The sequence below is a fragment of the Agrobacterium sp. M50-1 genome (genome assembly GCF_049843495.1).
GTDB lineage: Bacteria > Pseudomonadota > Alphaproteobacteria > Rhizobiales > Rhizobiaceae > Agrobacterium > Agrobacterium radiobacter.
In genome coordinates this window covers 1-22,332 of the sequence record NZ_JBBHZH010000004.1, presented here as the reverse complement: position 1 = coordinate 22,332, position 22,332 = coordinate 1, and the positions used below count along the sequence as shown (strand labels likewise).

Annotated in this window: 17 protein-coding genes; 11 read left to right on the top strand and 6 right to left on the bottom strand. The window is 59.2% G+C overall.

Features of this window, described 5'->3' with window-relative positions; all coding sequences use genetic code 11:
• Nucleotides 1-61 precede the first annotated feature (61 nt).
• The 6 genes from WDZ78_RS10505 to WDZ78_RS10480 all read left to right on the top strand — a co-directional run bounded on the left by WDZ78_RS10505 (nucleotide 62) and on the right by WDZ78_RS10480 (nucleotide 6,805).
• Nucleotides 62-1,408 carry a glycosyltransferase family 4 protein gene (locus tag WDZ78_RS10505; protein WP_162266766.1) on the top strand — a complete coding sequence of 449 codons (1,347 nt, stop codon included), beginning with the start codon at nucleotides 62-64 and terminating at the stop codon, nucleotides 1,406-1,408.
• Nucleotides 1,405-2,151 (top strand): HAD family hydrolase, encoded by a 747-nt coding sequence (locus WDZ78_RS10500; protein ID WP_425672983.1) that lies wholly within the window; start codon nucleotides 1,405-1,407, stop codon nucleotides 2,149-2,151. Before WDZ78_RS10505 ends, WDZ78_RS10500 begins: the two co-directional genes overlap by 4 nt.
• A 299-nt stretch (nucleotides 2,152-2,450) precedes the next feature.
• On the top strand, nucleotides 2,451-2,891 hold the full coding sequence (locus WDZ78_RS10495) for an NUDIX hydrolase (RefSeq protein ID WP_035212549.1): 441 nt from the start codon (nucleotides 2,451-2,453) through the stop codon (nucleotides 2,889-2,891).
• Nucleotides 2,892-3,052: 161 nt separating this feature from the next.
• Nucleotides 3,053-4,561, top strand: coding sequence for an inorganic phosphate transporter (locus WDZ78_RS10490; protein ID WP_425672982.1), 1,509 nt, complete (start codon nucleotides 3,053-3,055; stop codon nucleotides 4,559-4,561).
• 14 nt (nucleotides 4,562-4,575) lie between these two features.
• Nucleotides 4,576-5,313, top strand: a complete 738-nt coding sequence (locus WDZ78_RS10485; protein WP_425672981.1) for a 16S rRNA (uracil(1498)-N(3))-methyltransferase — start codon at nucleotides 4,576-4,578, stop codon at nucleotides 5,311-5,313.
• A 118-nt stretch (nucleotides 5,314-5,431) separates the two neighbouring features.
• The gene (locus WDZ78_RS10480; RefSeq protein WP_425672980.1) at nucleotides 5,432-6,805 is read left to right on the top strand and encodes a glutamate--cysteine ligase; all 1,374 of its coding nucleotides are present in this window, start codon (nucleotides 5,432-5,434) and stop codon (nucleotides 6,803-6,805) included.
• A 163-nt stretch (nucleotides 6,806-6,968) separates the two neighbouring features.
• Here WDZ78_RS10480 and WDZ78_RS10475 read toward each other — a convergent pair whose 3' ends face one another.
• Nucleotides 6,969-7,262: a DUF1127 domain-containing protein gene (locus tag WDZ78_RS10475; protein WP_060726037.1), complete on the bottom strand. Its 294-nt coding sequence runs from the start codon at nucleotides 7,260-7,262 to the stop codon at nucleotides 6,969-6,971.
• A gap of 204 nt (nucleotides 7,263-7,466) precedes the next feature.
• On the opposite strand from WDZ78_RS10475, the gene WDZ78_RS10470 reads away from it, so the two are divergent.
• Nucleotides 7,467-8,417, top strand: a complete 951-nt coding sequence (locus WDZ78_RS10470) for a LysR substrate-binding domain-containing protein (protein WP_020010502.1) — start codon at nucleotides 7,467-7,469, stop codon at nucleotides 8,415-8,417.
• Between the two features lie 53 nt (nucleotides 8,418-8,470).
• On the opposite strand, the gene WDZ78_RS10465 is transcribed toward WDZ78_RS10470, so the two are convergent.
• Entirely contained in the window at nucleotides 8,471-10,909 is a 2,439-nt protein-coding gene (locus tag WDZ78_RS10465; RefSeq protein ID WP_425672979.1) for a DUF1217 domain-containing protein, read from the bottom strand.
• A gap of 368 nt (nucleotides 10,910-11,277) precedes the next feature.
• Between WDZ78_RS10465 and WDZ78_RS10460 the strand changes: the two genes are divergently transcribed.
• Complete coding sequence (locus tag WDZ78_RS10460) at nucleotides 11,278-11,844, top strand: DUF6101 family protein (RefSeq protein ID WP_003503226.1); 567 nt, start codon at nucleotides 11,278-11,280, stop codon at nucleotides 11,842-11,844.
• Nucleotides 11,845-11,920: 76 nt separating this feature from the next.
• Here WDZ78_RS10460 and ubiA read toward each other — a convergent pair whose 3' ends face one another.
• From ubiA to WDZ78_RS10440, 4 genes are all read right to left on the bottom strand, one after another.
• On the bottom strand, nucleotides 11,921-12,874 hold the full coding sequence (gene ubiA / locus WDZ78_RS10455; protein WP_425672978.1) for a 4-hydroxybenzoate octaprenyltransferase: 954 nt from the start codon (nucleotides 12,872-12,874) through the stop codon (nucleotides 11,921-11,923).
• 221 nt (nucleotides 12,875-13,095) lie between these two features.
• Nucleotides 13,096-13,896, bottom strand: a complete 801-nt coding sequence (locus WDZ78_RS10450) for a MipA/OmpV family protein (protein ID WP_026363675.1) — start codon at nucleotides 13,894-13,896, stop codon at nucleotides 13,096-13,098.
• Nucleotides 13,897-14,180: 284 nt separating this feature from the next.
• Nucleotides 14,181-15,437, bottom strand: a complete 1,257-nt coding sequence (locus WDZ78_RS10445; protein ID WP_020010498.1) for an SAM-dependent methyltransferase — start codon at nucleotides 15,435-15,437, stop codon at nucleotides 14,181-14,183.
• Nucleotides 15,438-15,605: 168 nt separating this feature from the next.
• Entirely contained in the window at nucleotides 15,606-17,930 is a 2,325-nt protein-coding gene (locus WDZ78_RS10440; RefSeq protein WP_425672977.1) for a Tex family protein, read from the bottom strand.
• A gap of 201 nt (nucleotides 17,931-18,131) precedes the next feature.
• Here WDZ78_RS10440 and purD point away from each other — a divergent pair, with 201 nt between their 5' ends.
• The 3 genes from purD (at nucleotide 18,132) to WDZ78_RS10425 (ending at nucleotide 22,220) form a co-directional block, all read left to right on the top strand.
• Entirely contained in the window at nucleotides 18,132-19,403 is a 1,272-nt protein-coding gene (purD, locus tag WDZ78_RS10435; protein ID WP_425672976.1) for a phosphoribosylamine--glycine ligase, read from the top strand.
• 157 nt (nucleotides 19,404-19,560) lie between these two features.
• Nucleotides 19,561-20,070, top strand: a complete 510-nt coding sequence (locus WDZ78_RS10430) for a plant virulence effector HPE1-like domain-containing protein (RefSeq protein ID WP_026363674.1) — start codon at nucleotides 19,561-19,563, stop codon at nucleotides 20,068-20,070.
• Nucleotides 20,071-20,396: 326 nt separating this feature from the next.
• The gene (locus WDZ78_RS10425) at nucleotides 20,397-22,220 is read left to right on the top strand and encodes a methyl-accepting chemotaxis protein (RefSeq protein WP_425672974.1); all 1,824 of its coding nucleotides are present in this window, start codon (nucleotides 20,397-20,399) and stop codon (nucleotides 22,218-22,220) included.
• Nucleotides 22,221-22,332: the final 112 nt, after the last annotated feature.

Below are 22,332 nucleotides of genomic sequence, written 5' to 3'. Positions count from 1 at the left end.
TTGATGGAACCTTTTGTGCTCTTCGGTCTTTTTATCGGGTTAATTGGAAAAATTTACCAAGATGGGACCCATGACAACCACGAGCGAAACTGAACGCTATCCGCGGATAGCTCTCATATCGACACATGGCTATGTCGCCGCGCACCCGCCACTGGGCGCGGCCGATACCGGGGGACAGGTGGTTTATGTGCTTGAGCTTGCACGCAAACTCGGCCAGCTCGGTTACACTGTCGATCTTTATACCCGCCGTTTCGAAGACCAGCCGGAATTCGATGAGGTTGACGAGCGCGTCCGTGTGGTGCGCATTCCCTGCGGCGGGCGCGATTTCATTCCCAAGGAATATCTCCACCGTCACCTGATGGAATGGTGCGAAAACGCGCTGCGTTTCATCAAGAAGAACGACCTGAATTATTCTTTCATCAACAGCCATTACTGGGACGCCGGCGTGGCAGGCCAGAGGCTCTCCGAAGCGCTCAAAATCCCGCATCTGCACACGCCGCATTCGCTCGGCATCTGGAAGAAGCGCCAGATGGAGACGGACTATCCGGAAAAGGCCGATACGTTCGAACTGGAGTTCAACTTCAGGGAGCGCATCCAGCACGAACTGATCATCTATCGCAGCTGCGACATGGTTATCGCCACCACTCCGGTACAGCTGGATGTCCTGATCGAGGATTACGGGCAAAAACGCAAGCATATCCACATGATCCCGCCGGGTTATGACGACAACCGTTTCTTCCCGGTTTCGGATGCGACGCGGCAGATGATCCGGCAGCGTTTCGGCTTCGAGGGCAAGGTGGTGCTGGCGCTCGGGCGGCTCGCGACGAACAAGGGTTATGATCTGCTGATAGACGGCTTCTCCGTTCTTGCGGAGCGCGAACCGGAAGCCCGTCTACATCTCGCCGTTGGCGGTGAGAATATGGACGAACAGGAAACCACGATCCTCAACCAGCTGAAGGAGCGGGTGAAAGCGCTCGGCCTGGAAGACAAGGTCGCGTTTTCCGGGTATGTCGCGGACGAGGACCTGCCGGATATCTATCGCGCTGCCGATCTTTTCGTGCTTTCCAGTCGCTATGAGCCGTTCGGCATGACCGCGATCGAGGCGATGGCGAGCGGCACGCCAACCGTCGTCACCATCCATGGAGGGTTGTTCCGGGCCGTGAGCTATGGCCGTCATGCGCTGTTTGCCGATCCTTTCGACAAGGAAGACCTCGGCATCACCATGATGAAGCCGTTCAAGCACGAGCGGCTTTACGGGCGGCTTTCCCGCATGGGGGCACACAAGGCGCGCAGCCTGTTCACCTGGACCGGCATTGCCCAGCAGCTGCTCGCCCTTGTGGAAGGCAGGACCATGATGCCGGTTCTGGAAGAAGCCGACTGGGCAGAACCATGGAACGACGGCGATTGAAAACGCTTCGTCTTTTTTCCACCGATCTCGACGGAACCGTTGTCGGCGACAATGACGCCACACGGCGGTTTCGCGATTTCTGGCACGCATTGCCCGAGGCGCGGCGTCCCCTCCTCGTTTTCAACAGCGGCAGGCTGATCGACGACCAGCTTGCCCTTCTGGACGAGGTGCCTCTGCCGCAGCCCGACTATATCATCGGCGGCGTCGGCACGATGCTGCACGCCAAAAAGCGGAGCGAATTGGAAAGCGCCTACACACAGTCGCTCGGCACCGGTTTCGACCCGCAGAAGATTGCGCACGTCATGGCCGGAATTCCCGGTGTAACGATGCAGGAGGAGCGTTACCAGCACGGCTTGAAATCGAGCTGGTTCCTGCATGGCGCCAACGATGCGGCGCTCGGGGAGATCGAAGCAGCGCTCGTGGCGGCCGATATCGACGCCCGTATCGTCTATTCCAGCGATCGCGACCTCGACATCTTGCCGAAAGCCGCCGACAAGGGCGCAGCGCTTGCATGGTTATGTGGACAATTACGCATCGGCCTCGACGAATCAGCGGTTGCGGGCGATACTGGCAATGATCGGGCGATGTTCGAGTTGAAGAATATTCGCGGCGTGATCGTCGGCAATGCCCTGCCAGAGCTTGTCTCGCTGGCGCATCAGGATACTCGCTTTTTTCACGCGACTGCGAGAGAAGCGGACGGTGTGGTCGAGGGCCTCCGGTACTGGGGGATAACCCCTGATTAAAGCAGCCCCGGCCACAATTCATAGCGGCTTTGCATTCTGAATGGCTTGAAGGCACGCAGAGAGAGTATTACCGCATCGGCTGTCCGGCCGCGGGGAACCGCCCGGTCAGAACTTTGTTCGCAAATCCACCACATCCCCTGCGCCCAAAGGCTTCATCAGCATGAAGACAGTAGTGGGTTATGGGTAAAGGGGGATTGGCGGAATCTACGGCATCTCTATATTAGCAATTATCACTACCCGGCAAAGAGGATTTATTCGGATTGAAGATTTTGAATCGATTGGCGACAGATGTTGGCTTGATGTTGCGCAGACCGCCGCGACAGCAATATGCGGCGCTGTGCTATCGATTGTCGAAAAAAAATCCGGGGCCGGAAGTCTTGCTGCTGACCAGCAGGGATACGGGCCGATGGGTCATTCCCAAGGGCTGGCCGATGGCCAACAAGAAGGCCCATGCGGTGGCCGAGCAGGAAGCGTATGAGGAAGCCGGTGTCAAAGGCACGGTGGAAAAGGCGCCCTTCGGTTATTACGACTACGAGAAAAAACTGAACAGCGGCGTCAACGTGCCATGCAGGGTGCAGGTGCATCTGCTCGAAGTTTCGGAAATGCAGGAAAGCTTTCCCGAGAAGGAATCGAGACGTTTGGAATGGGTCAGTCCGCAAGAAGCTGGCAAGCGCGTCAACGAGCCGGAACTGAAGGCGCTTATGCTCGCTTTCGACAAGCGGATGGCGCATTCGAAATAGCGCGCCCGCCCGTGATGTGGCAATGTGCAGTTTGTTTTTCCAACATGGCTTTTATCGTCTTTCCTTTTGGAAAGATGTGCGAGATGTAACAGTCTTTCTGTAAATTGCCTTCAACCTGCGACGCTGCCGGACGAAAGGGAATGCTGGCAAACGAGGTGTGAATGGCAACGAAGCCGCCATCGAACATGAAGCCGACGCTCGACAAGGATCTCGACAAGTTCACCCGTGTCGAAGAGGCGACGTTGCACGTCACGCAGCAGCTTGCCGGCCTTGGCGCGGGGTTCATGTTCGTTGTCCTCGCTGCGGTCTTCGCGGGCGCTTTCGTCACGGGCACTGCGGGTGCCGTTATCATCATCGCCGCCGTCGCCATCGGCGCTTATATGGCCATCAATATCGGCGCGAATGACGTGACGAACAATGTCGGCCCGGCGGTCGGCGCCAAGGCCATGCCGCTTGCCGTTGCGCTCATCGTCGCCGCCATCTGTGAGATCGCCGGGGCATTGATCACCGGCGGCAATGTCGTGGAGACCATTTCCAGCGGCATCATCAACATCGAGACCATTCCCGACAGGACCGCCTTTTCCTGGGCGATGCTGTCGGCGCTTCTCGCCGCCGGCCTTCTCGTCAATATCTCGACCTGGACAAGAGCGCCGATCTCCACCACCCATACGGTGGTGGGCGGGGTTGCGGGCGCCGGAATGGCCGCCTACGGGGCGAAAGCGGTCGACTGGCTTTCGCTCGGCAGCATCGCCTTCGCATGGGTACTCGCACCCTTCATCAGCGCCTTCATCGCCGTCGCCATCCTTGCTTTCATCAAGGAATTCATCATTTACCGCGAGGACAAGATCGGCTCGGCCCGGCTGTGGGTTCCGGTTCTCATCGGCCTGATGGCGGGCGTCTTCATGGCCTATCTCATCTGGGTCGGATTGCGGCAGCTCATGCATGTGTCGCTTGGCCATGCCAGCCTCATAGGGCTGGTGACCGGGCTTGTGGCGTGGCGGCTTTGTGTGCCGATCATCCACAAACAATCGGAAGGGCTGGAGAACCGCAACCAGTCGCTTCGAATCCTGTTCCAATGGCCGCTCGTTCTCGCCGCCGCCTTGATGTCCTTCGCGCATGGGGCAAATGACGTTTCGAACGCCATCGGCCCTGTCGTGGCCATCGTGCGCGCCCTGCATGATGAGGCGGTGAGCACCTCCGCCCGCGCACCGCTGTGGGTGATGCTGGTCGGCGCCTTCGGGCTTTCCTGCGGTATTCTTCTTTATGGCCCGCGCCTCATCCGCCTCGTCGGTGAACAGATCACCAAGCTCAATCCGATGCGCGCGTTTTGCGTTTCCGTGGCCACGGCGCTCACTGTCCTCGTTGCATCGCGCTTCGGCCTGCCGGTCAGCACCACCCACACCGCCATCGGCGCGGTGTTCGGCGTTGGCTTCTTCCGTGAATGGTATACGCAATCGTCACGGCGGCGGCAGGAGCTCGTTCAGGCGGGAGCCGGCCAGACAATCCGCCGCGCCCAAAAATATGCCGACAATCCCTCCGAGGTGCGCCGCCGTTATCTTGTCCGGCGCTCCCACTTCATGACGATCATCGCCGCCTGGCTGGTCACCGTTCCCTTAAGTGCAACGCTTGCAGCGCTGCTCTATTGGCTCATGTCCTTCCTCTTTCTCTGAAACCGAAAAATCCCATGCGCGCTAATTTCCGGATGCAACGCCTGTACATCGAAGCCAATCTTGCCGAAGGCGTCGCGCAGGAGGCAACAACCGAACAGTTCAACTATCTCGCCAATGTGCTGCGCATGACCAACGGCGCGGAAATCCTGCTGTTCAACGGGCGTGACGGCGAATGGAAAACGAGACTTTCCTTTCCGAGCCGCAAGAAGATCGTGCTCGTTCCCCTCGAGCAGACACGTCCGCAGCCGGACGCACCGGACCTGCATTATCTTTTCGCACCGCTGAAAGTCGGGCGCATGGATTATCTGGTGCAGAAGGCGGTGGAGATGGGCGCCGGCCTGTTGCAGCCGGTAATGACGCAGCATGTTCAGGGCAAGATTCACAACACCGAAAAACTGCGCGCCAACGCCATCGAGGCGGCCGAGCAGTGCGGCATACTGTCCCTGCCCGACGTGGCCGAACCGGTGAAACTGAAGGACATGCTTGAGACCTGGCCTCACGACCGGCGCATCATCTATTGTGACGAAGGCGATGCGGGGCAAAATCCGTTGCCCATCCTGCAATCCGTCACGGAACGCAAAATTGCCCTGCTGGTCGGCCCGGAAGGCGGTTTTTCCGAAGAGGAGCGGGAGCTTCTGCGCGGCCTTTCCTTCGTCACCCCCATTCCGCTGGGCCCGCGAATCCTGAGGGCCGACACGGCCGCCGTCGCCGCACTTGCGGTCATTCAGGCTGTTATCGGCGACTGGAACTGAGAGGCACCATTGCGCTTCATGCATCTTTAAAAGAAATTCATTTGCCTCCGGATACGATCCGGCCCTATCTGCCAATCATATGCCTCGCCGCAACAGAGACGTCATAACAAGGTAAGCCATGGCACGCGACACGACCGACCAGACACCCCTCTCCTCCGTCACGGAGCTTACAGATTATCTGGCGGGCGGTTGCAAAGCTGAAGCCGATTTCCGCATCGGCACCGAACACGAAAAATTCGCGTTTTTCCGCAAGGATAACAGTCCCGTTCCCTATTTCGGCGAAGCCAGCATTTCGGCCCTTTTGAAGGGCATGCAGGAAAAGCTCGGCTGGGAGCCGATCATGGACGGCGAGAACATCATCGGCCTTGGCGAACGGCACGGCATGGGAGCCATCTCCATTGAGCCGGGCGGCCAGTTCGAACTGTCAGGCGCGCCGCTCGAAAACCTGCATCAGACCTGCAAGGAATCCAACCAGCATCTGGCGACCGTGCGCGAAGTGGCCGAGCCGATGGGCATTCGTTTCCTTGGCATCGGCGGCAGCCCGTTGTGGAGCTATGACGAAACACCGCATATGCCGAAATCGCGTTACGCGATCATGACGCGCTATATGCCGAAGGTCGGGACCAAGGGTCTCGACATGATGTACCGCACCTGCACCATTCAGGTTAATCTCGATTTCTCCTCTGAAGCCGACATGCGCCAGAAGATGCGCGTTTCCATGAAGCTGCAGTCTCTGGCAACCGCGCTCTTTGCCTCTTCGCCCTTCACCGAAGGCAAGCCGAACGGTCTGCTCTCCTGGCGCGGCGATATCTGGCGCGACACCGACAATCGCCGCTCGGGCGTGCTGCCCTTCACCTTCAACCAGGATTTCGGCTTCAAGGATTATGTGGAATGGGCGCTTGATGTGCCGATGTATTTCATCGTGCGCGACGGCAAATATCACGATTGCACCCATGTCACCTTCCGTCAGTTCATGAATGGCGCGCTGAAGGGCGAAATCGCCGAGTGGCAGCCGACAATGGGCGACTGGACGAACCATCTTTCCACCCTGTTCCCGGATGTGCGCCTGAAGCGTTTTCTGGAAATGCGCGGCGCGGATGGCGGCCCGTGGAGACGCATCTGCGCCCTGCCGGCGTTCTGGGTCGGACTTCTCTATGATCAGGAAGCGCTGGATGCCGCCGATGCACTGACGGCCGGCTGGAATTTCGATGAGGTCATCGCCCTTCGCGACGCCGTACCCACCAAGGGTCTGGCCGCCGAGATCGCCGGCAAGCCGCTGCTCGGCATCGCCCGCGAGGTGCTCGACATTTCCCGCACCGGGCTGAAAAACCGCAAGCGCCTGAATGGCGAAGGCCAGGATGAGACCGTGTTCCTGTCTTCGCTGGATGAGGTTCTGGCCAAGAAGACCACCCTCGCCGAAGACCTGCTTGCGCTTTACAATGGCCGCTGGGGCGGTTCGGTGCTGCCGGTATTCGAGGAATATCAATATTGAGGCATTGCCGCTAAAACTGCGCGGCCATTAAAAAAGCCCGGCGCGGCCGAGGGGCCTGACACCGGGCAAAGGCAGGGCTATTGGCAAATCACCCTGCGGGGAAAACTTTTCAGCTCGGAGCAGTTCCGGCAGCTGGAGGTCTGCCGGAGTTGCGCGAGCAAACTTAGAGCGTCTCAAACCGCGTGGCCGCGCGTAGCTGTGCGGCCCGGGTCAGATGGGCGGTCGGGTCATCGAAAAGGCCGGTATTGAGCGCGTTCGTCACATCCGATCGCACCAGGCCGACATCCGCAAGCAGGCGGTCATCGAGTTCCGTCAGCTCATTGGCGCAGATACGGTTATAGATGCGCTGCAGAAAGGTTTTCACGGTCGAAGCAACACCGACAACGAGGCGACGAAGCGCATCGCTTTCCCTGCCGGTTGCGAGTTCCAGTTCCATTCTCCGTTCTGCCGTGCGCATGACACTTATCCTTCCGTAACGGCACGATGCGGCACCGCTCCCGGCGCACCACGCGCGAGAAGCTGCCTCGGGTTGAGGGCCCGACATCTCGTCGGCCCCAGGGTTGATACTGATTTGCTTGGTGTCAAAATGTCGCAAGACTATTGATCAGTCCAACGAATGTTTCTAATGTGAGACATCAATCATTCTGATGGATGACCATCCATGTCCGCACCTCTCGACATAGACCAGCTGCACACCTTCATCGCCATCGTTGATACGGGCAGCTTCACCAAGGCCGCAGATCGCGTCTTCAAGACGCAATCCGCCGTCTCCATGCAGATGCGCCGGCTTGAGGAACGCATCGGCAAGCAGCTTTTCGCCAAGGACGGGCGCGGCAACCGCCTGACGGCGGAGGGCGAAAAACTGATGAATTACGCCCGCCGCATCATCCGCCTCAATAATGAGGCAATCGCCGCCTTCGACGATAATCGGCTGGAAGGCACGCTGCGCATCGGCACACCTGATGACTATGCCGACCGCTACATGCCTGAGATCATCGGGCGTTTTGCCAAGACTCACCCCAATGTCGAGCTCTATATCGTCTGCGAACCCTCGGTCAGCCTGGCCGAAAAAATGGCGCGCGGGGAACTGGATATTGCCCTCGTCACCCATAATCCACGCGCGCGCTCTTCGGATGTGGTGCGCACTGAACCGCTCTGCTGGGTGGCCTCCGCCAACCATCCGCTGAAGGATGACGCGCCGGTGCCGCTCGCCGTGGGCCGGCGCGACTGCCACTGGCGTCAGCTCGCCTGTTCGGCCCTCGATGCCGATGGGCGGGACTATCAGGTACTGTTTACCAGCTGGTCTTCCACCGTGGTCGCCGCCGCCGTGCTGGCGGGCATGGCCGTTTCGGTGCTGCCGGAATCGGCGCTGCGCACCGGCATGAAGGTTCTAACTGCCGCCGATGGTTTCCCGCCGCTGCCGCCGGTGCAGATCGGCCTGATGAAACGACCGGGCCTCTCGCCTTCGCTGGTGAACGCGATCACCGACCACATCACCGCCTGCCTCGACAATATCTCGCCGATGAGCGTTGCCGACGAGATGGACAATGATGTGAAGACCTACCCCAAGATGCCGCGCCTGCGCGCCGGGCATATGCTGCCGGGGTGGTGAAGGGATAGTGGGTATCGGAAAGGCCGGACATGTCCGGCCTTCCTCTTTTCGAGCTATCGTGCCCGTAGCGTCGCGACCGCCAGCAACGTGTCACCGCTGATACCCACCGAGCCGCTGCCATTGAACAGGGTCATGATGGGATCGGCGACGTTCTGCTGGTTGTCGTACATGATGGTGAAACGGGCGATCAGCTTCTTGACCTTATCCGGGTCCTGAAAATCCTTGATGTCGAAATATTTCTTCATCATCGCCACCTGGGTATCGACGCCCGCATTGCCGAGCTCATCGGGAATGCCGAAGGTGGTCTTGATGAAGTTCTGGATCGCGGTATCGGCAAGGATCGAATAATAGGACGTCGTCCCGGCCGCCATGCGCTTGAAATAGAGCGCCAGTCGCACACCGGCGTTTTCTTCACCCGCCTGCGTTTCCAGCGTCTGGGTCAGATAATTGTCGAGCGTTTCATAAAGTCCGCGCCGGGTCTGGATCAGGCTGCGGTCTTCATGAAGGAGCTTGCCGTCCGTGTCGAAATTGAAGGCGGTGACGAGGCGACGGAAGACCGGATCCATCTCCTTGTTGACGTAGCTGTCCTTGTCATCAAGATTTGACGTGAATATCTTCTGCAGCTGTTCTTTCGTCACGCTCGTGGGGTCAATGCCGAGCGATTCCATCGCGAATTTGGTCAGGCGGTCATTGGCCAGAAATTCACTGAGCGTCTTGATCTTCTGCATTTCGCCCGAGAAATATTTCGCCTCGGCCGTGGCGGCTTCCTTGTCCTTAGCAGTACCGAAAGCCGATTTCTTCTTGATGTAGTCGGCCGACATGGTCTGCAGCTCGATTTCGGACTGCGCCAGAATGGGTGCACCGACCGAACCGTCCTTGGTGAAGTTGAAGAGCTCGGCAAGCTTCACATACCGATCGTCCTTCAGCGTATAAACGTAACTCTTCTTATCCTGAAGGTCGCTGGTCAGCACTCTCTGGATATCGGAGATGTTCACCTTGGCGGGATCGAGGCCGACGGCCTTCAGCGCATAGGTATAGACTGCATTGGTTCCGAGGAAATCATTGACGCTTGTGACCTGGCCAATGCTGCTCTTGAACAGCGTGAGCGCCTTTGCGTCAGCGGCCTCGTCCGCATCATTGTAATGGGTCATGTAACCGCTGGTGGTCGTCGCGGTCTGTGTCGTCGTCTGCGGCGTCGTGCCGGCCGCGAGCGTCCCGTCGGGCAGGAAATTGAACGCGTTTTTCAGGGCGAGGTAACGTTTGTCGTTCTTGCCCATGGTCGCGATGTAATTGTTCGGATCGCTGAGATCGCTTGTGAGGATGTTCTTGATCGTTGCCGGCACGATGGTCAGGTCGTTCAGGTCGAAGGCCGTTCTGATGTAATTGACAAGCCGCGCATCCGACATCAGTTCCTCTACCGTCGTGATGGAACCGATCTTCGATTCGAAGTAGTCGCGGTTCAGCGTCGCGACGGTCGGCGTCACACGGGCTGCGCTGCCGATATAGGAGTCCGTGATGGCTTTCAGATTGTCCGCCGTCTGTGCCCCGCCGGCAGTTACCGTGCCGTCATTCTTGAACTCGAAGGCGTTAGCGATCTGCGCCATCTTGTTATATTGGGTGACGGTGTTCGACAGCGTCGTCTGTTCCGCCTTGATCGCCGCAAGCTTCGCCTCCCACTCATCCTTTGGTGGCAAAACGGCCTCAAGCTGGGTCAGCTGGTCCTGGCGGGTCACCTTTTCCGCCTCGAGTTTCGTGCGCTCCTCGTTTGTCAGACCCGTGCCCGCAAGTTCAGTATCGATGGCCGTAATCCGGGCGGTGACCTGCGCATGCAGTTCGATATTACCCTTCATCGTCAGTTTTTCGACCGCGTCATTATAGGCCGCGCCGTATTTCTGGTTGATGTAGCTATTGGGATCGCTGACGTCGCTCGTCATCAATCCCTTGATATGGGCATAGGAATAGGTCTTCTCATCGATGCCGAAGACCTGGAAGATATAGGCGCGGGTGCGGTCGTTGCGCAGCAGCTGGTCGGCATTTGTCACGGTGCCGATGATTGCCTTGTAATAACGTGTCTCTTCCGCGAGGCTGCTGTTCAGATTGGTGATCGACGTATCATAAAGCCCGATCATCTTGTCGAGCTGCGCGTCCGTCTGCACGGTCTTTGTCGAAGAGCTGAAATTGAAGGCGGCGGCAAATTCCCGATAACGCTCGTCGGTCAGCTTGTTGGCGAAGCTGTTTTGGTCGTTCAAGTCGCTGTCGAGCACCTTTTTCATAAAGGCCTTGGCATAGGTCATCTCGCCCAGACCGAAGGCATCCATGGCATAGGAATAGAGCTGGTAGTTATCGAGGAATTCATCGACGCTTTTCACATTGCCGATGTTTTCCTTGTAATATTTCGTCTGCCGCTCCACGAGCCCCTGCTGCGACACGCGCGAGATGCTTGCCTTCATATCGCGGTTGATGAGTTCGTAGCTGAGATAAGTCGATACCATCCGTATGCCCCCTGGAGCACAGCGCATCCCCTCGGGGGACACCAAAAGCTCCGGTTTTGAACCACCCATCGCGCGCCCATCCGGACGCACGGCAAGCCTTGGCATGACTATGCATGACGCGCCTTGCCCGTAGCTTGAAAGAGCACAATTCCGATCGGGATAAAAACCGCATTGTCCCGATCTGCTTTACCTAAACGAAACCATGCCACAGTGTGTTTTGCTAACCATTTGGGAATGCAAAGTTTTCTTAACCGCGATTTTTAAGCAGTCTCGAACATGCGGCGGATATTCTCCCGACATCAGAGGACGAAAAGTCCCGATGAGAAGACCGGAAACCGGCTCTCAGGTAAAACAAGGGTAGAATAAACATGACCAAGACCGTTCTGAAGCCCGACTGGGCCGTCGCCACTCTCAGACTCGACCCGGCACGTTTTCCGCAACAGGTCACCTATGGAAAAGGCAATGGCGCGACCGATGTCGCCGTCACTCTCGACGAACGGGGCGCCGTTCTGAGAAAGGTTCTGTCCTCTTCCGGCCTGCCTCTGTCCTTCGCCCTGCCTGCCCGCGCTTTCAAGGGTGTTGCCGCCCGCGCCATCGACCATGGCGATGGGCAGGTGACGGTGACCCTGGAACTGCACCATGATGATCCGGATCTCTGCGTTCCGCTTCTCGTCGCTCACGATCTCTGCGATATCGCCGCCGACTGGCGCAGCTGGTCTGAAGCCTACCGTATTCCCATGCTGATGGTGGAAGCCGATGGCGTCGCCCGTCCGCTGGAAGAACATCTCGGCAAGGTGCGCACCCAGAATACCCGTCCGCGCCGCCGCCATTCCTATTTCGCGGAACGCCGTCCCCGCTTCCTCGTTCGCCGCTCCACCGGCTCGCTCGGCATGAGCATGAAGATCGAGGGCAAGGAAATCATCGCCCGCAGCTGACAGGCTCAGCCAGACAAATCAAGAAGCCCGGTGCGGATGACGCAACCGGGCTTTTTCCATTCCGTGTTCTCGCGGTTTACGCCAGCAGGAGCGGCAGGATCAGGCCTGCGAAAATCAGCACGCCGACGCGGTTGTTGGATTTGAACAGGACGAGGCACTGGTCAACGTCATCAATATCAAGCACCCAGACCTGGCGGAACAGCATGAGCGCGGCAGCGGCAAGACCGCTATAGGCAAGAATGTTAACGCCCGCGACCCAGAACGACAGGAACATCATGACAAGGGCTGTGCCATAAAGAAAAACCAGCCAGCGATGTGTGTTCTCTCCAAACAGCAATGCGGTCGAACCGATGCCCACCGCGGTGTCGTCTTCCTTGTCCTGATGGGCGTAGATTGTATCATAACCGATCGTCCAGGCGATGGAGCCGACATAAAGCAGGACAGCCGGCCAGGCGAGCGATCCGAACTGTCCCGCCCAGCCCATCAGCGCGCCCCAGGAAAAGGCAAGGCCGAGGAAAAATTGCGGCCAGTTGGTGAAGCGCTTGGCGAAAGGATAAATCGCCACGAAAACCAGCGAGAATATGCCGGTCGCGATTGCGAAACTGTTGAACTGCAAAAGCACGACGAGCCCGGCAAGCGCCTGCAGGACGATGAAGACCTTGGCCTGCATCCGGCTCACGCGGCCGGAAGGCAGGGGCCGCGAACGGGTGCGCGCCACGGCCATGTCGATCTTGTGGTCGGCCAGATCATTATAGGTGCAGCCCGCACCGCGCATCGCCACCGACCCGATGAAGAACAGCGCCAGATGCCAGATCAGCATCGCCCAGGAAAAGCCGCCGCTTGCCACCGCCACATTGGCCGCAAGGGCCGCGGACCAGAAACACGGCCACATCAACAATTGCCAGCCGATGGGGCGATCCCATCTTGCAAGCTGCGCATAGGGCCAGAGGGACCTCGGCAAAATCCGATAGACCCAGTTATTGGATGGCGCGTCGGAGACGCGGTCTGACAAATCGCTATGGTGAACCATAGGGATGTTCTACAGCATCGGTGGGAAAATCGGAATGGATTTCAAAGTGCAAAGATGTGCGGTTTTTGGCGGATTGCAACACGCTACCGGCAAAGCGAAAACCTCACCGGCGTCATCCTCGGGTCAAGTCCGAGGACGACGCCGAACGCGGATTGGCAGAAACATCAAGGCCCGCAACGGTTTCCTGCGGGCCATCAACCTCAGACATTCGGTTTCTTGTCTCAGGGCAGCGAAAAATTGAATTTATAGCTTGCCTGAACACCGACGATGAACTGGTTTTTCGAGCCGCGCTCGCGCACCAGCGAGCTATCGGCGGCGTCACCGGTGAGGCGGCGATATTCCGCAAAAGACCCGACTTCGGCGTTCTCGGTGACTTTCCAGGTGATGGCGGCGCCGATGCCGGCCGAATGCAGGCCGCCGCCCGTGCTATAGGGCGATGGCGCACCGGCCGCCGTCTGGGCGGCGCTTACACCATAATAACGCTCATTGTACTTGCTGCTCACCCATGTGGCGCGCGGGCCTGCGGAAATCTGGATGCCGGGGGCGATATCGGTGAAGGCATCGACAGCGACATCGCCGACCACACCGCTATGGCTGCGAATGCCCTGACGGACTTCGCCGCGAACGCGCAGCCAGTCGGTCGGATAAGCCTCGGCGAAACCACCAAGCTCACCACCACGCTTGATGCGGGTCATGCCCTTGAGATCGGCGGAATCGCCCTCGTCACGCGGGGAAACCAGCTTACCGGCCAGACCCATGCTGATCGGGCCATTGTCCAGAAGCGAAATCGAGGCACTGTCGTTGCGCGAGGTGAAACGTGCACCCTGCCCCTGACGGCCAAGCGAAATGATGGGCGAAAAGCCGAATTCGTTCTTGTTGTCGCCCTGATATTTCGGCGCGGTGAAACCCGCACCACCGAGCTTCAGATACCAGTCGCCGGAAAACCAGCCCTCCGCATGGGCATTGCCCACGGAAAAAAGCGACAGGACACAGGCGGCGGCGGCCGCTGATGGCTTGAACATGAAAGAACCCCAGAAACGCAATACAGACAAGGTGCCCGTAGAATTAGAGGGATTGTCTTTCCATTCCATTAACCAGAGCGGGAAGAAATGTGCTTCCTGGGGAGGGTGGCGACAAGGCCTAAAACCTCACCGCCGTCATGCTCGGGCCTGTCCCGAGCATCTGCATCCGACAGACTTTAAGCAACGTGGATAGATCCTCGGGACAAGCCCGAGGATGACGCCGAGATTGCGGAGATGTTTGTCAACAATCTCCACAATTCGGTCGCCCGTTACCCACGCCGTCGTCAGAATGTCACCTTCTCCAGCGGTGCGCGCGTCTTCTCGAACTCCAGCAGCTTCGCCTCGTTCTGCGCAATGTAGTCGCGATTATGCGGAACGGCGTCGCGGTCCTTGGCGAGCTGAATCTGGAAAATATGGAAATTTTCGTGGGTAAAGGCCATTTCCGACCCCGCCAGATAAAACTCCCACATGCGGAAGAAACGTTCGTCGTAAAGCGCGACCGCTTCCGCCTTGCGCGCCACGAAACGCTCGCGCCAATGCCGCAGTGTGTGCGCATAGTGCATGGGCAGGATTTCGATATCCTTCACCAGCAGCCCGGATTTCTGGATCGCCGGCAGCACTTCGGCGAGCGAAGGGATATACCCACCCGGGAAAATATATTTTTCGATGAAGGGATTGGTCGCCAGCGCCGGATAGGGCTGGCCGATGGAATGCAGCACCATCACGCCCTTGTCATCAAGCACCTCCGCCACCTTGTCGAAATAGTCTCGATAGTGGGTCGGCCCGACATGTTCGAACATGCCCACGGAGACGATGCGGTCGTATTTCTTCGAAGCCGGCAGATAGCGGTAGTCCTGCAATTCGAAACGGACATTACCGGCAAGCCCGCGTTTTGCCGCACGATCGCGGGAAACGCGCAGCTGTTCCTCGCTGAGCGTGATGCCGGTGACATCTGCACCGGCGCTTTCCGCGATATACATCGCCATGCCGCCCCAGCCGGAGCCGATTTCCAGCACGCTCTGGCCCGGCTCGGTCATCAGCTTGGCGGCAATATGCCGTTTCTTGGCGACCTGCGCTTCATAGAGGCTGATGCCAGGCGGGTTGAAATAGGCGCAGGAATATTGCCAGTCCTCATCGAGGAAGAGATCGAACAGCTTGGCGCTCAGATCGTAATGATGGGCGACGTTGCTCTTGTTGTGATTGACCGGCAGATGCATCTTGATGCGGGCGGCGATGATGCGCGCCATGCCGCGCCAGACCATGCCGAAGGACAGCGCCTCGCTCAGCGTATTGCCCTTGACCAGTGCGAGGAAATCGTAGATGTCGCCTTCGGCAACCTTCACCCGGCCTTCCATGTACATTTCAGCGAGCTTCAGCGCCGGATCGGCGGCGATCTCCTGCATGGCGGCTTCATCGGTGAAGTCCAGAACCACCTTTTTTCCCGTGCCATTGCCGAAAGTACGGCTGCCGCCCGGGCTGTTGACGGTGAGATCACCGATCTTGATTATCTTATCGAGAAGAACATGCAGAGACGACGCCATGGCACCCCCAATTGCTAAGTCTCACTTATCAATTTTGCAGACCGTATTCCTTTCGGCACAAGTTTCAAGATAGTCTTATTTCAAAAAAATTGAACGATTTCATCAAGGAAAAAGCCCCGCCGGGGTATGTGGCGAGGCTTTTTGGTAAAAAATCATTTCAACCCAGGGTCAGCGCCGCTTCATGGCTTCAGCCAGCGCGGCGGCAAGCGCACCACCGGTTTGCGACCCCTCGTTGCGCTCTTTCGGTTTTGATGTCGCGTGGCGCATGGCGCTGGCGTTGCCCTTTTCACGCATCGGCTGCGGCGCTGCCTCGCCGCCATCCTTACGCATGGTGAGGCCGATGCGCTTGCGCTTCACGTCCACTTCCACGACTCGCACCTTGACGACATCGCCCGCCTTGACGACCTCATGCGGGTCCTTCACGAAACGATCGGCAAGCTGCGACACATGCACAAGCCCGTCCTGATGCACGCCAATGTCAACGAAAGCGCCAAACGCGGCGACATTGGTGACGGTGCCTTCGAGCAGCATGCCCGGTTTCAGATCGGTGATCTCGTCCACACCCTCGGCAAAGGTCGCGGTCTTGAAGCTCGGGCGCGGGTCGCGGCCGGGCTTTTCCAGTTCGGCGATGATGTCTTTTACGGTCGGCAGACCGAATTGCTCGTCGATGAACGTCTTCGGATCAAGCGCCTTCAGCGCGGCGCTGTCGCCCATCAGCGAACGCAGATCGCGGCCGCAGGCGGCAACGATCTTTTTCGCCACGCCATAGGCTTCCGGATGAACGGAGGAGGCATCCAGCGGCTCCTTGCCGTTCGGGATGCGCAGGAAGCCCGCGCATTGCTCGAAAGTGCGCTGGCCGAGGCGCGGCACTTTCAGCAATTCCTTGCGGCTGGCAAAGGGGCCGGTCTGGTCACGATGCGCAACGATGGCATCGGCAATCGATGTGCCGAGGCCGGAAACCCGCGCCAGAAGCGGCGACGAGGCCGTGTTGAGATCGACGCCGACGGCGTTCACCGCATCTTCAACGACCGCGTCGAGCGAACGGCTGAGACGGCCCTGATCGACATCGTGCTGATATTGCCCGACGCCGATGGATTTCGGTTCGATCTTCACCAGTTCCGCCAGCGGGTCCTGAAGACGGCGGGCGATGGAAACGGCGCCGCGCAACGAAACGTCGAGATTGGGGAACTCCGCTGCCGCCCGTTCCGAAGCGGAATAAACGGATGCGCCCGCTTCCGAAACGATGACCTTGGTGGGCTTTGCACCGGAAGCAGAAGCCGGCATCTGCGCCAGAAGGTCGGCCACCAGCTTTTCCGTCTCGCGGCTGCCCGTGCCGTTGCCGATGGCGATCAGCTCGACATTGTGCTTGCGGATAAGCAAAGCGAGTTCCGCCTGCGTGCCGCGCACATCGTTCTTCGGCGGGAAGGGATAGACCGTGCTGGTGTCCAGGAGCTTGCCGGTTCCATCCACGATCGCGACCTTCACGCCGGTACGGATACCGGGATCAAGTCCCATGGTGGCGCGGGAGCCGGCGGGCGCTGCCAGCAGCAGGTCCTTCAGATTGCGGGCGAAGACATTGATCGCCTCCTCTTCCGCCCGCTCACGCAGTTCGCGCATCAGATCGAGGGAGAGCGACATGGAAAGCTTCACCCGCCAGGTCCAGCCAGCGACCTCCATCAGCCATTGATCGGCGGGGCCAACATTGCGGATATCGAAGGCGGCGGCGATGGTGCGCTGCGCGGGTTTCACCGGTGAGGGATCATCCGCATCGACATCGATCGTCAGCGTCAGAATTTCTTCGTTCCAGCCGCGCAGCATGGCCAGCGCGCGGTGACCGGGCACCGTTGCCCAGCGCTCGAAATGATCGAAATAGTCGGAGAATTTTTCGCCCGCCGCCTGTTTGCCGTCCACGACCTTGGCGCGGAACGTGGCGTTCTGGCGCATGTAATCACGCAGGCGGCCAAGCAGATCGGCATTTTCCGTCATGGTTTCAGCCACGATGTCGCGTGCGCCCTCAAGCGCCGCCTTCACATCGGCCACCTCGCCCTGCACATAGGATTGAGCAAGCTTTGCCGGATCGGCAGTGCGGTTTTCCCAGATCGCTTCGGCAAGCGGGCCTAGACCACGTTCGCGGGCGATTTCCGCTCGGGTGCGGCGTTTCGGCTTATAGGGCAGGTAGAGGTCTTCCAGCTCCGCCTTGGTCACGGCCTGCATGATCTTGACCATCAGCTCGTCGGTCATCTTGCCCTGACCGGTGATGGAATCGACGATGGAGGCGCGGCGCGCATTCAGTTCGCGCAGATAGACGAGACGTTCCGAAAGCGTGCGTAGCTGGGTATCATCAAGTCCTCCGGTCACTTCCTTGCGGTAACGGGCGATGAAGGGAACGGTCGCGCCCTCGTCCAGCAGGGCCACCGCCGCCTTCACCTGATCGGCGCGGGCGTTGATTTCGGAGGCGATGAGCGTGGTGAGGCGGGCATTATCTGCGGTCATGAGGTTCTCTGATGTCACATCTGGAGCGGCGAACATAATGTCTGATTGTGGCGTGACAACAAGAGGCGGGAACGATTCCACAGGAAAGGCTCACTTCAAGGGAAAGACGGGCATTTGCGGCGCTTTCTCCTTGACCTTTCGCCCCCCTGCCCTTAACGCCGCTCAAACAAGGTTACTGGCGAATTTGCAGGGGTGTTGACCATGAAAGTTCTGTTGATCGGTTCCGGCGGACGCGAACATGCGCTGGCGTGGAAAATCGCCCAGTCTCCCCTGCTCGATGAGCTTTATGCCGCTCCAGGCAATCCCGGCATCGCCGACCACGCGACACTTGTGCCGCTTGATGTGGAAGACCACACGGCCGTCATCGCCTTTACGAAAGAAAAGGCAGTCGACTTCGTTGTCGTCGGCCCGGAAGCGCCGCTGGTTGCGGGTCTGGCGGATGATCTGCGTGCCGCCGGCATCGCCACTTTCGGACCGTCGAAAGCGGCAGCCCAGCTTGAAGGCTCCAAGGGCTTCACCAAGGATCTCTGCGCTCGCTACGATATTCCGACCGGCGCTTACCAGCGCTTCAAGACCGCAGAACCGGCGAAGGACTATGTTCGTGCACAGGGTGCGCCGATTGTCATCAAGGCGGACGGGCTTGCCGCCGGCAAGGGCGTGACCGTGGCCATGACCGAAGCGGAAGCGCTTGCCGCGATTGACGACTGTTTCGACGGCGCCTTCGGCGCAGCTGGCGCCGAAGTGGTGGTGGAGGCCTTCCTCGACGGCGAAGAAGCGAGCTTCTTCTGCCTTTCCGACGGGAAGACCGCTCTCGCGCTCGCCACCGCACAGGATCACAAGCGTGTCGGCGATGGCGATACCGGCCCGAATACCGGCGGCATGGGTGCTTATTCTCCCGCCCCGGTCATGACACCGGCCATGGTGGAGCGCACCATGAAGGAGATCATCGAGCCGACCATCTCGGGCATGGCCAAGGACGGCAATCCCTTCTCCGGCGTGTTTTTCGCAGGCCTGATGATTACCGCCAAAGGCCCGGAACTTATCGAATATAACGTCCGTTTCGGCGATCCCGAATGCCAGGTGCTGATGATGCGCCTGAAAAGCGATCTGCTGCCGATCCTCTACGCCACCGCCACTGGCACGCTGGACAAGGTTGAGGCCGAATGGCGCGACGACGCAGCGCTGACTGTCGTTCTCGCCTCGAAGGGTTATCCCGGCGCTTACGACAAGAATACGCCGATCGCCCATATTCCCGAGGCGAGCGAAGAGGCGAAGGTCTTCCATGCCGGAACCGCGCTGAAGGACGGCGGTCTAGTGGCAACGGGTGGACGCGTGCTGAACGTCACCGCCCTTGGAAAGACGGTGACGGAAGCGCAGGCCCGCGCCTATGCGCTGGCGGACAAGGTGGAATGGGAAAACGGCTTTTGCCGCCGCGATATCGGCTGGCAGGCCGTCGCACGCGAAAAGGCCTGATCCTTAAGGAAAACGGGGTTGGACGCGACTATTTCGTTCAATTTTTACCAAGTTTGCTGACCCGATGGAAACGAAACATCGATAATACTTGCCGGAATATTGAATGGCGCACTGTGTCTCGATCACGAGGACGCGCCTTCATTTCGGGGGTTTTTCGATGCGTCGTCTTTTTCTGACAGCTGTTATCGCGCTGACCGGCGGGTCGGCGATGGCATCTTCCATCGAATATATAAACGGCGTGCACGTGGCCAATGGCAGCTTCGTTCGTCGCGATTGCGCGGGCTGCCAGCCCGTGAAAGGCAAAGCCGTAACGCAGGATTATGCCATTCCTTCCATTGAGCCGGGCACGCAGCACACGGAAATGCGCGAAGTGGACGGCAAGCGTACCCTGGTGCGCACCGAAGCCTGGCTTGGCGGTGCGCCCGTCACCTTCGTCAGCACCAATCCCGCATGGATGGCGGAAACCTCCAGCACGGCCATCGCGACCTATGACGAGGCAGAGCCCGCGGCACATCCGGCTGAGATGGTTTCGACACCGGCCGGTATCGACGTGACGACGACCACGGCAGCCGTCAAGGAACTTTCCACCGAAAACGCAGCCGAACCGGCCAGCGCCTCGGTAATCGGTGCCCCCCAGTTCCCGGATTTCAAATTGCGCGGCAATTGACCGGCCGATGACGCATTTCATGACGAAGGTCAAATAATCGCGTCATCGCTGCATTCCCGAAATGGGGCCGCAACCATGCGGGGAATATTGCTTTTTCCCCCGCTTATTCTGCCTGTCGGGCCTGATAAAGCTTTCGCTAATTAAATATTTATTCAAATTTTTAGCCGCTAAGTGGGTCTATAGTGCGATGCAGCACAGGATGAGGCCACGGCGCGGAGACGCGCTTTTCTGGCCTTTTATCGCGCATCATGCGCCTCTCCCTTCTCTGAAACATCGGTACCGCGCGGCATTTTCAGGCGCGCGATTCCAAACGCTTGTGAGCGCCCATGAAGAACCTTTCCATTTCCCGTCAGTTGATCGTTCTCGTGGTGGCCCTGATGGCCGCCTTCGCCGTGGCGACGTTTTACCAGCTGAAATCCGCCACCGACGCCATCTATGAGGAACGCTACGGCATGCTGCGGACGCAGGTGCAATCGGCGATCTCCATCCTGCAATCCTTCAACGACAAGGAAAAGGCCGGAACGCTTTCGCGCGACGAGGCCATGAAACAGGCTTACGCGACTGTCAGCGCCATGCGCTTCACTCCCGACGGCTATCTCTTCGGTTATGACTACGACGTGACGATGAAATTCCATCCCGATGCCAAGCGCGTCGGCGAAAGCTTCAAGGGCAAGCCTGACAGCAAGGGTTTCGCCTATCGTGACGAGCTGGTGCGGCTTGGCCGCAATGGCGGCGGCCAGACGGATTTCTACGGCCCGAAGCCCGGCATGGAAGGCAATGATTACGCGAAGAGCTCCTATGCCCTTGCCTTTGAACCCTGGCAGGTGGTGGTCGTGACCGGCGTTTACATCGATGATTTGAACGCGCAGGTTCGCGGCGATGTGATGAAGGCGCTGTCGATCGGCGCGTTGATCTTCGTGCTGGCGCTTGCCGCCGCTTTCTACGTTATCCGAGGTATCTCGAAGCCGCTCGGCGATATTCACCGCGCGCTTGGCGAAGTGGCCAATGAAAATGTCTCGCTCGCCATTCCCCATACCGGCCTCACCAACGAGGTGGGCATGATGGCGAAGGCCACCGCCTCGCTTCAGGACAAGGTGCGCGAGCGCCACGCCATGCAGCGCCGGGAGGAAGAGCAGCAGCGGCAGCTCAATGCCGAGCGCCAGAACAATCTCGACATGCAGCGCGACGAGGCCGAATTGCAGGCACGCGTCGTCGCCACCATCGGCGAGTCCCTCGAGAAGCTCGCCGGCGGCGATCTGACCGTGCGTTGCGGCGATCTCGGCAATCGCTATGCGGCGCTGCGTGACAATTTCAACGAAGCCCTGATCCATCTTGACGCCGCCATGGCCAAGGTGAATTCGAAGAGCATCGATATTGGCGGCTCCAAGGAGGAAATCCGCAAGGCTTCAAACGAGCTTTCACAGCGCACCGAACGGCAGGCCGCCAATCTGGAAGAAACCTCCGCAGCGCTCGACGAGCTGACCGTTGCGGTGCGCCAGACGGCGGAAGGGGCGGCCGACGCCGCCAAGCGCGTCACCACCGTCAGCTCCGAAGCCATGCGCAGCGACCGGGTGGTGGAAGAGGCGATTACCGCGATGAGCGGTATCGAGCAGTCTTCCGACCAGATTTCGAACATCATCGGCGTGATCGACGACATCGCCTTCCAGACCAATCTTCTGGCGCTGAATGCCGGCGTGGAAGCGGCACGCGCAGGTGAGGCCGGCAAGGGCTTTGCCGTGGTGGCGCAGGAAGTGCGCGAACTGGCGCAGAAATCCGCCGCCGCCGCCAAGGAGATCAAGGACCAGATCGCCCGCTCTTCCGCCCAGGTGGAAAATGGCGTGCGGCTCGTCGGCGAGGCCGGCGACGCGCTGAAACGCATCTCCGACCAGATCAAATCCGCCAACGAGATCGTCAGCAAGATCGCCCACTCGGCCGCCGAGCAGGATACGACGCTTCGCTCGATCTCTTCCTCGCTCAACCAGCTCGACGTCGCCACCCAACACAATGCCGCCATGGCGGAAGAAACCACGGCTTCGGCGGAAGCGCTGGCGGTGGATACCGAAGAGCTGCTGAACCTCATCCGCGGCTTCCGCGTCTCCTCCGGCCATCAGCTTCATGGCATGGCGCAGCAGATGCGCATGGCGGGGTGAAACGAACGGTCTCATGCGATTGAAACAAAAATGCCGGGCACAGACCCGACATTTTTATGTGCTCTCCAACAGGTTCCCCACGCATTCGGCGTCATCCTCGCCTCAAGGGCGA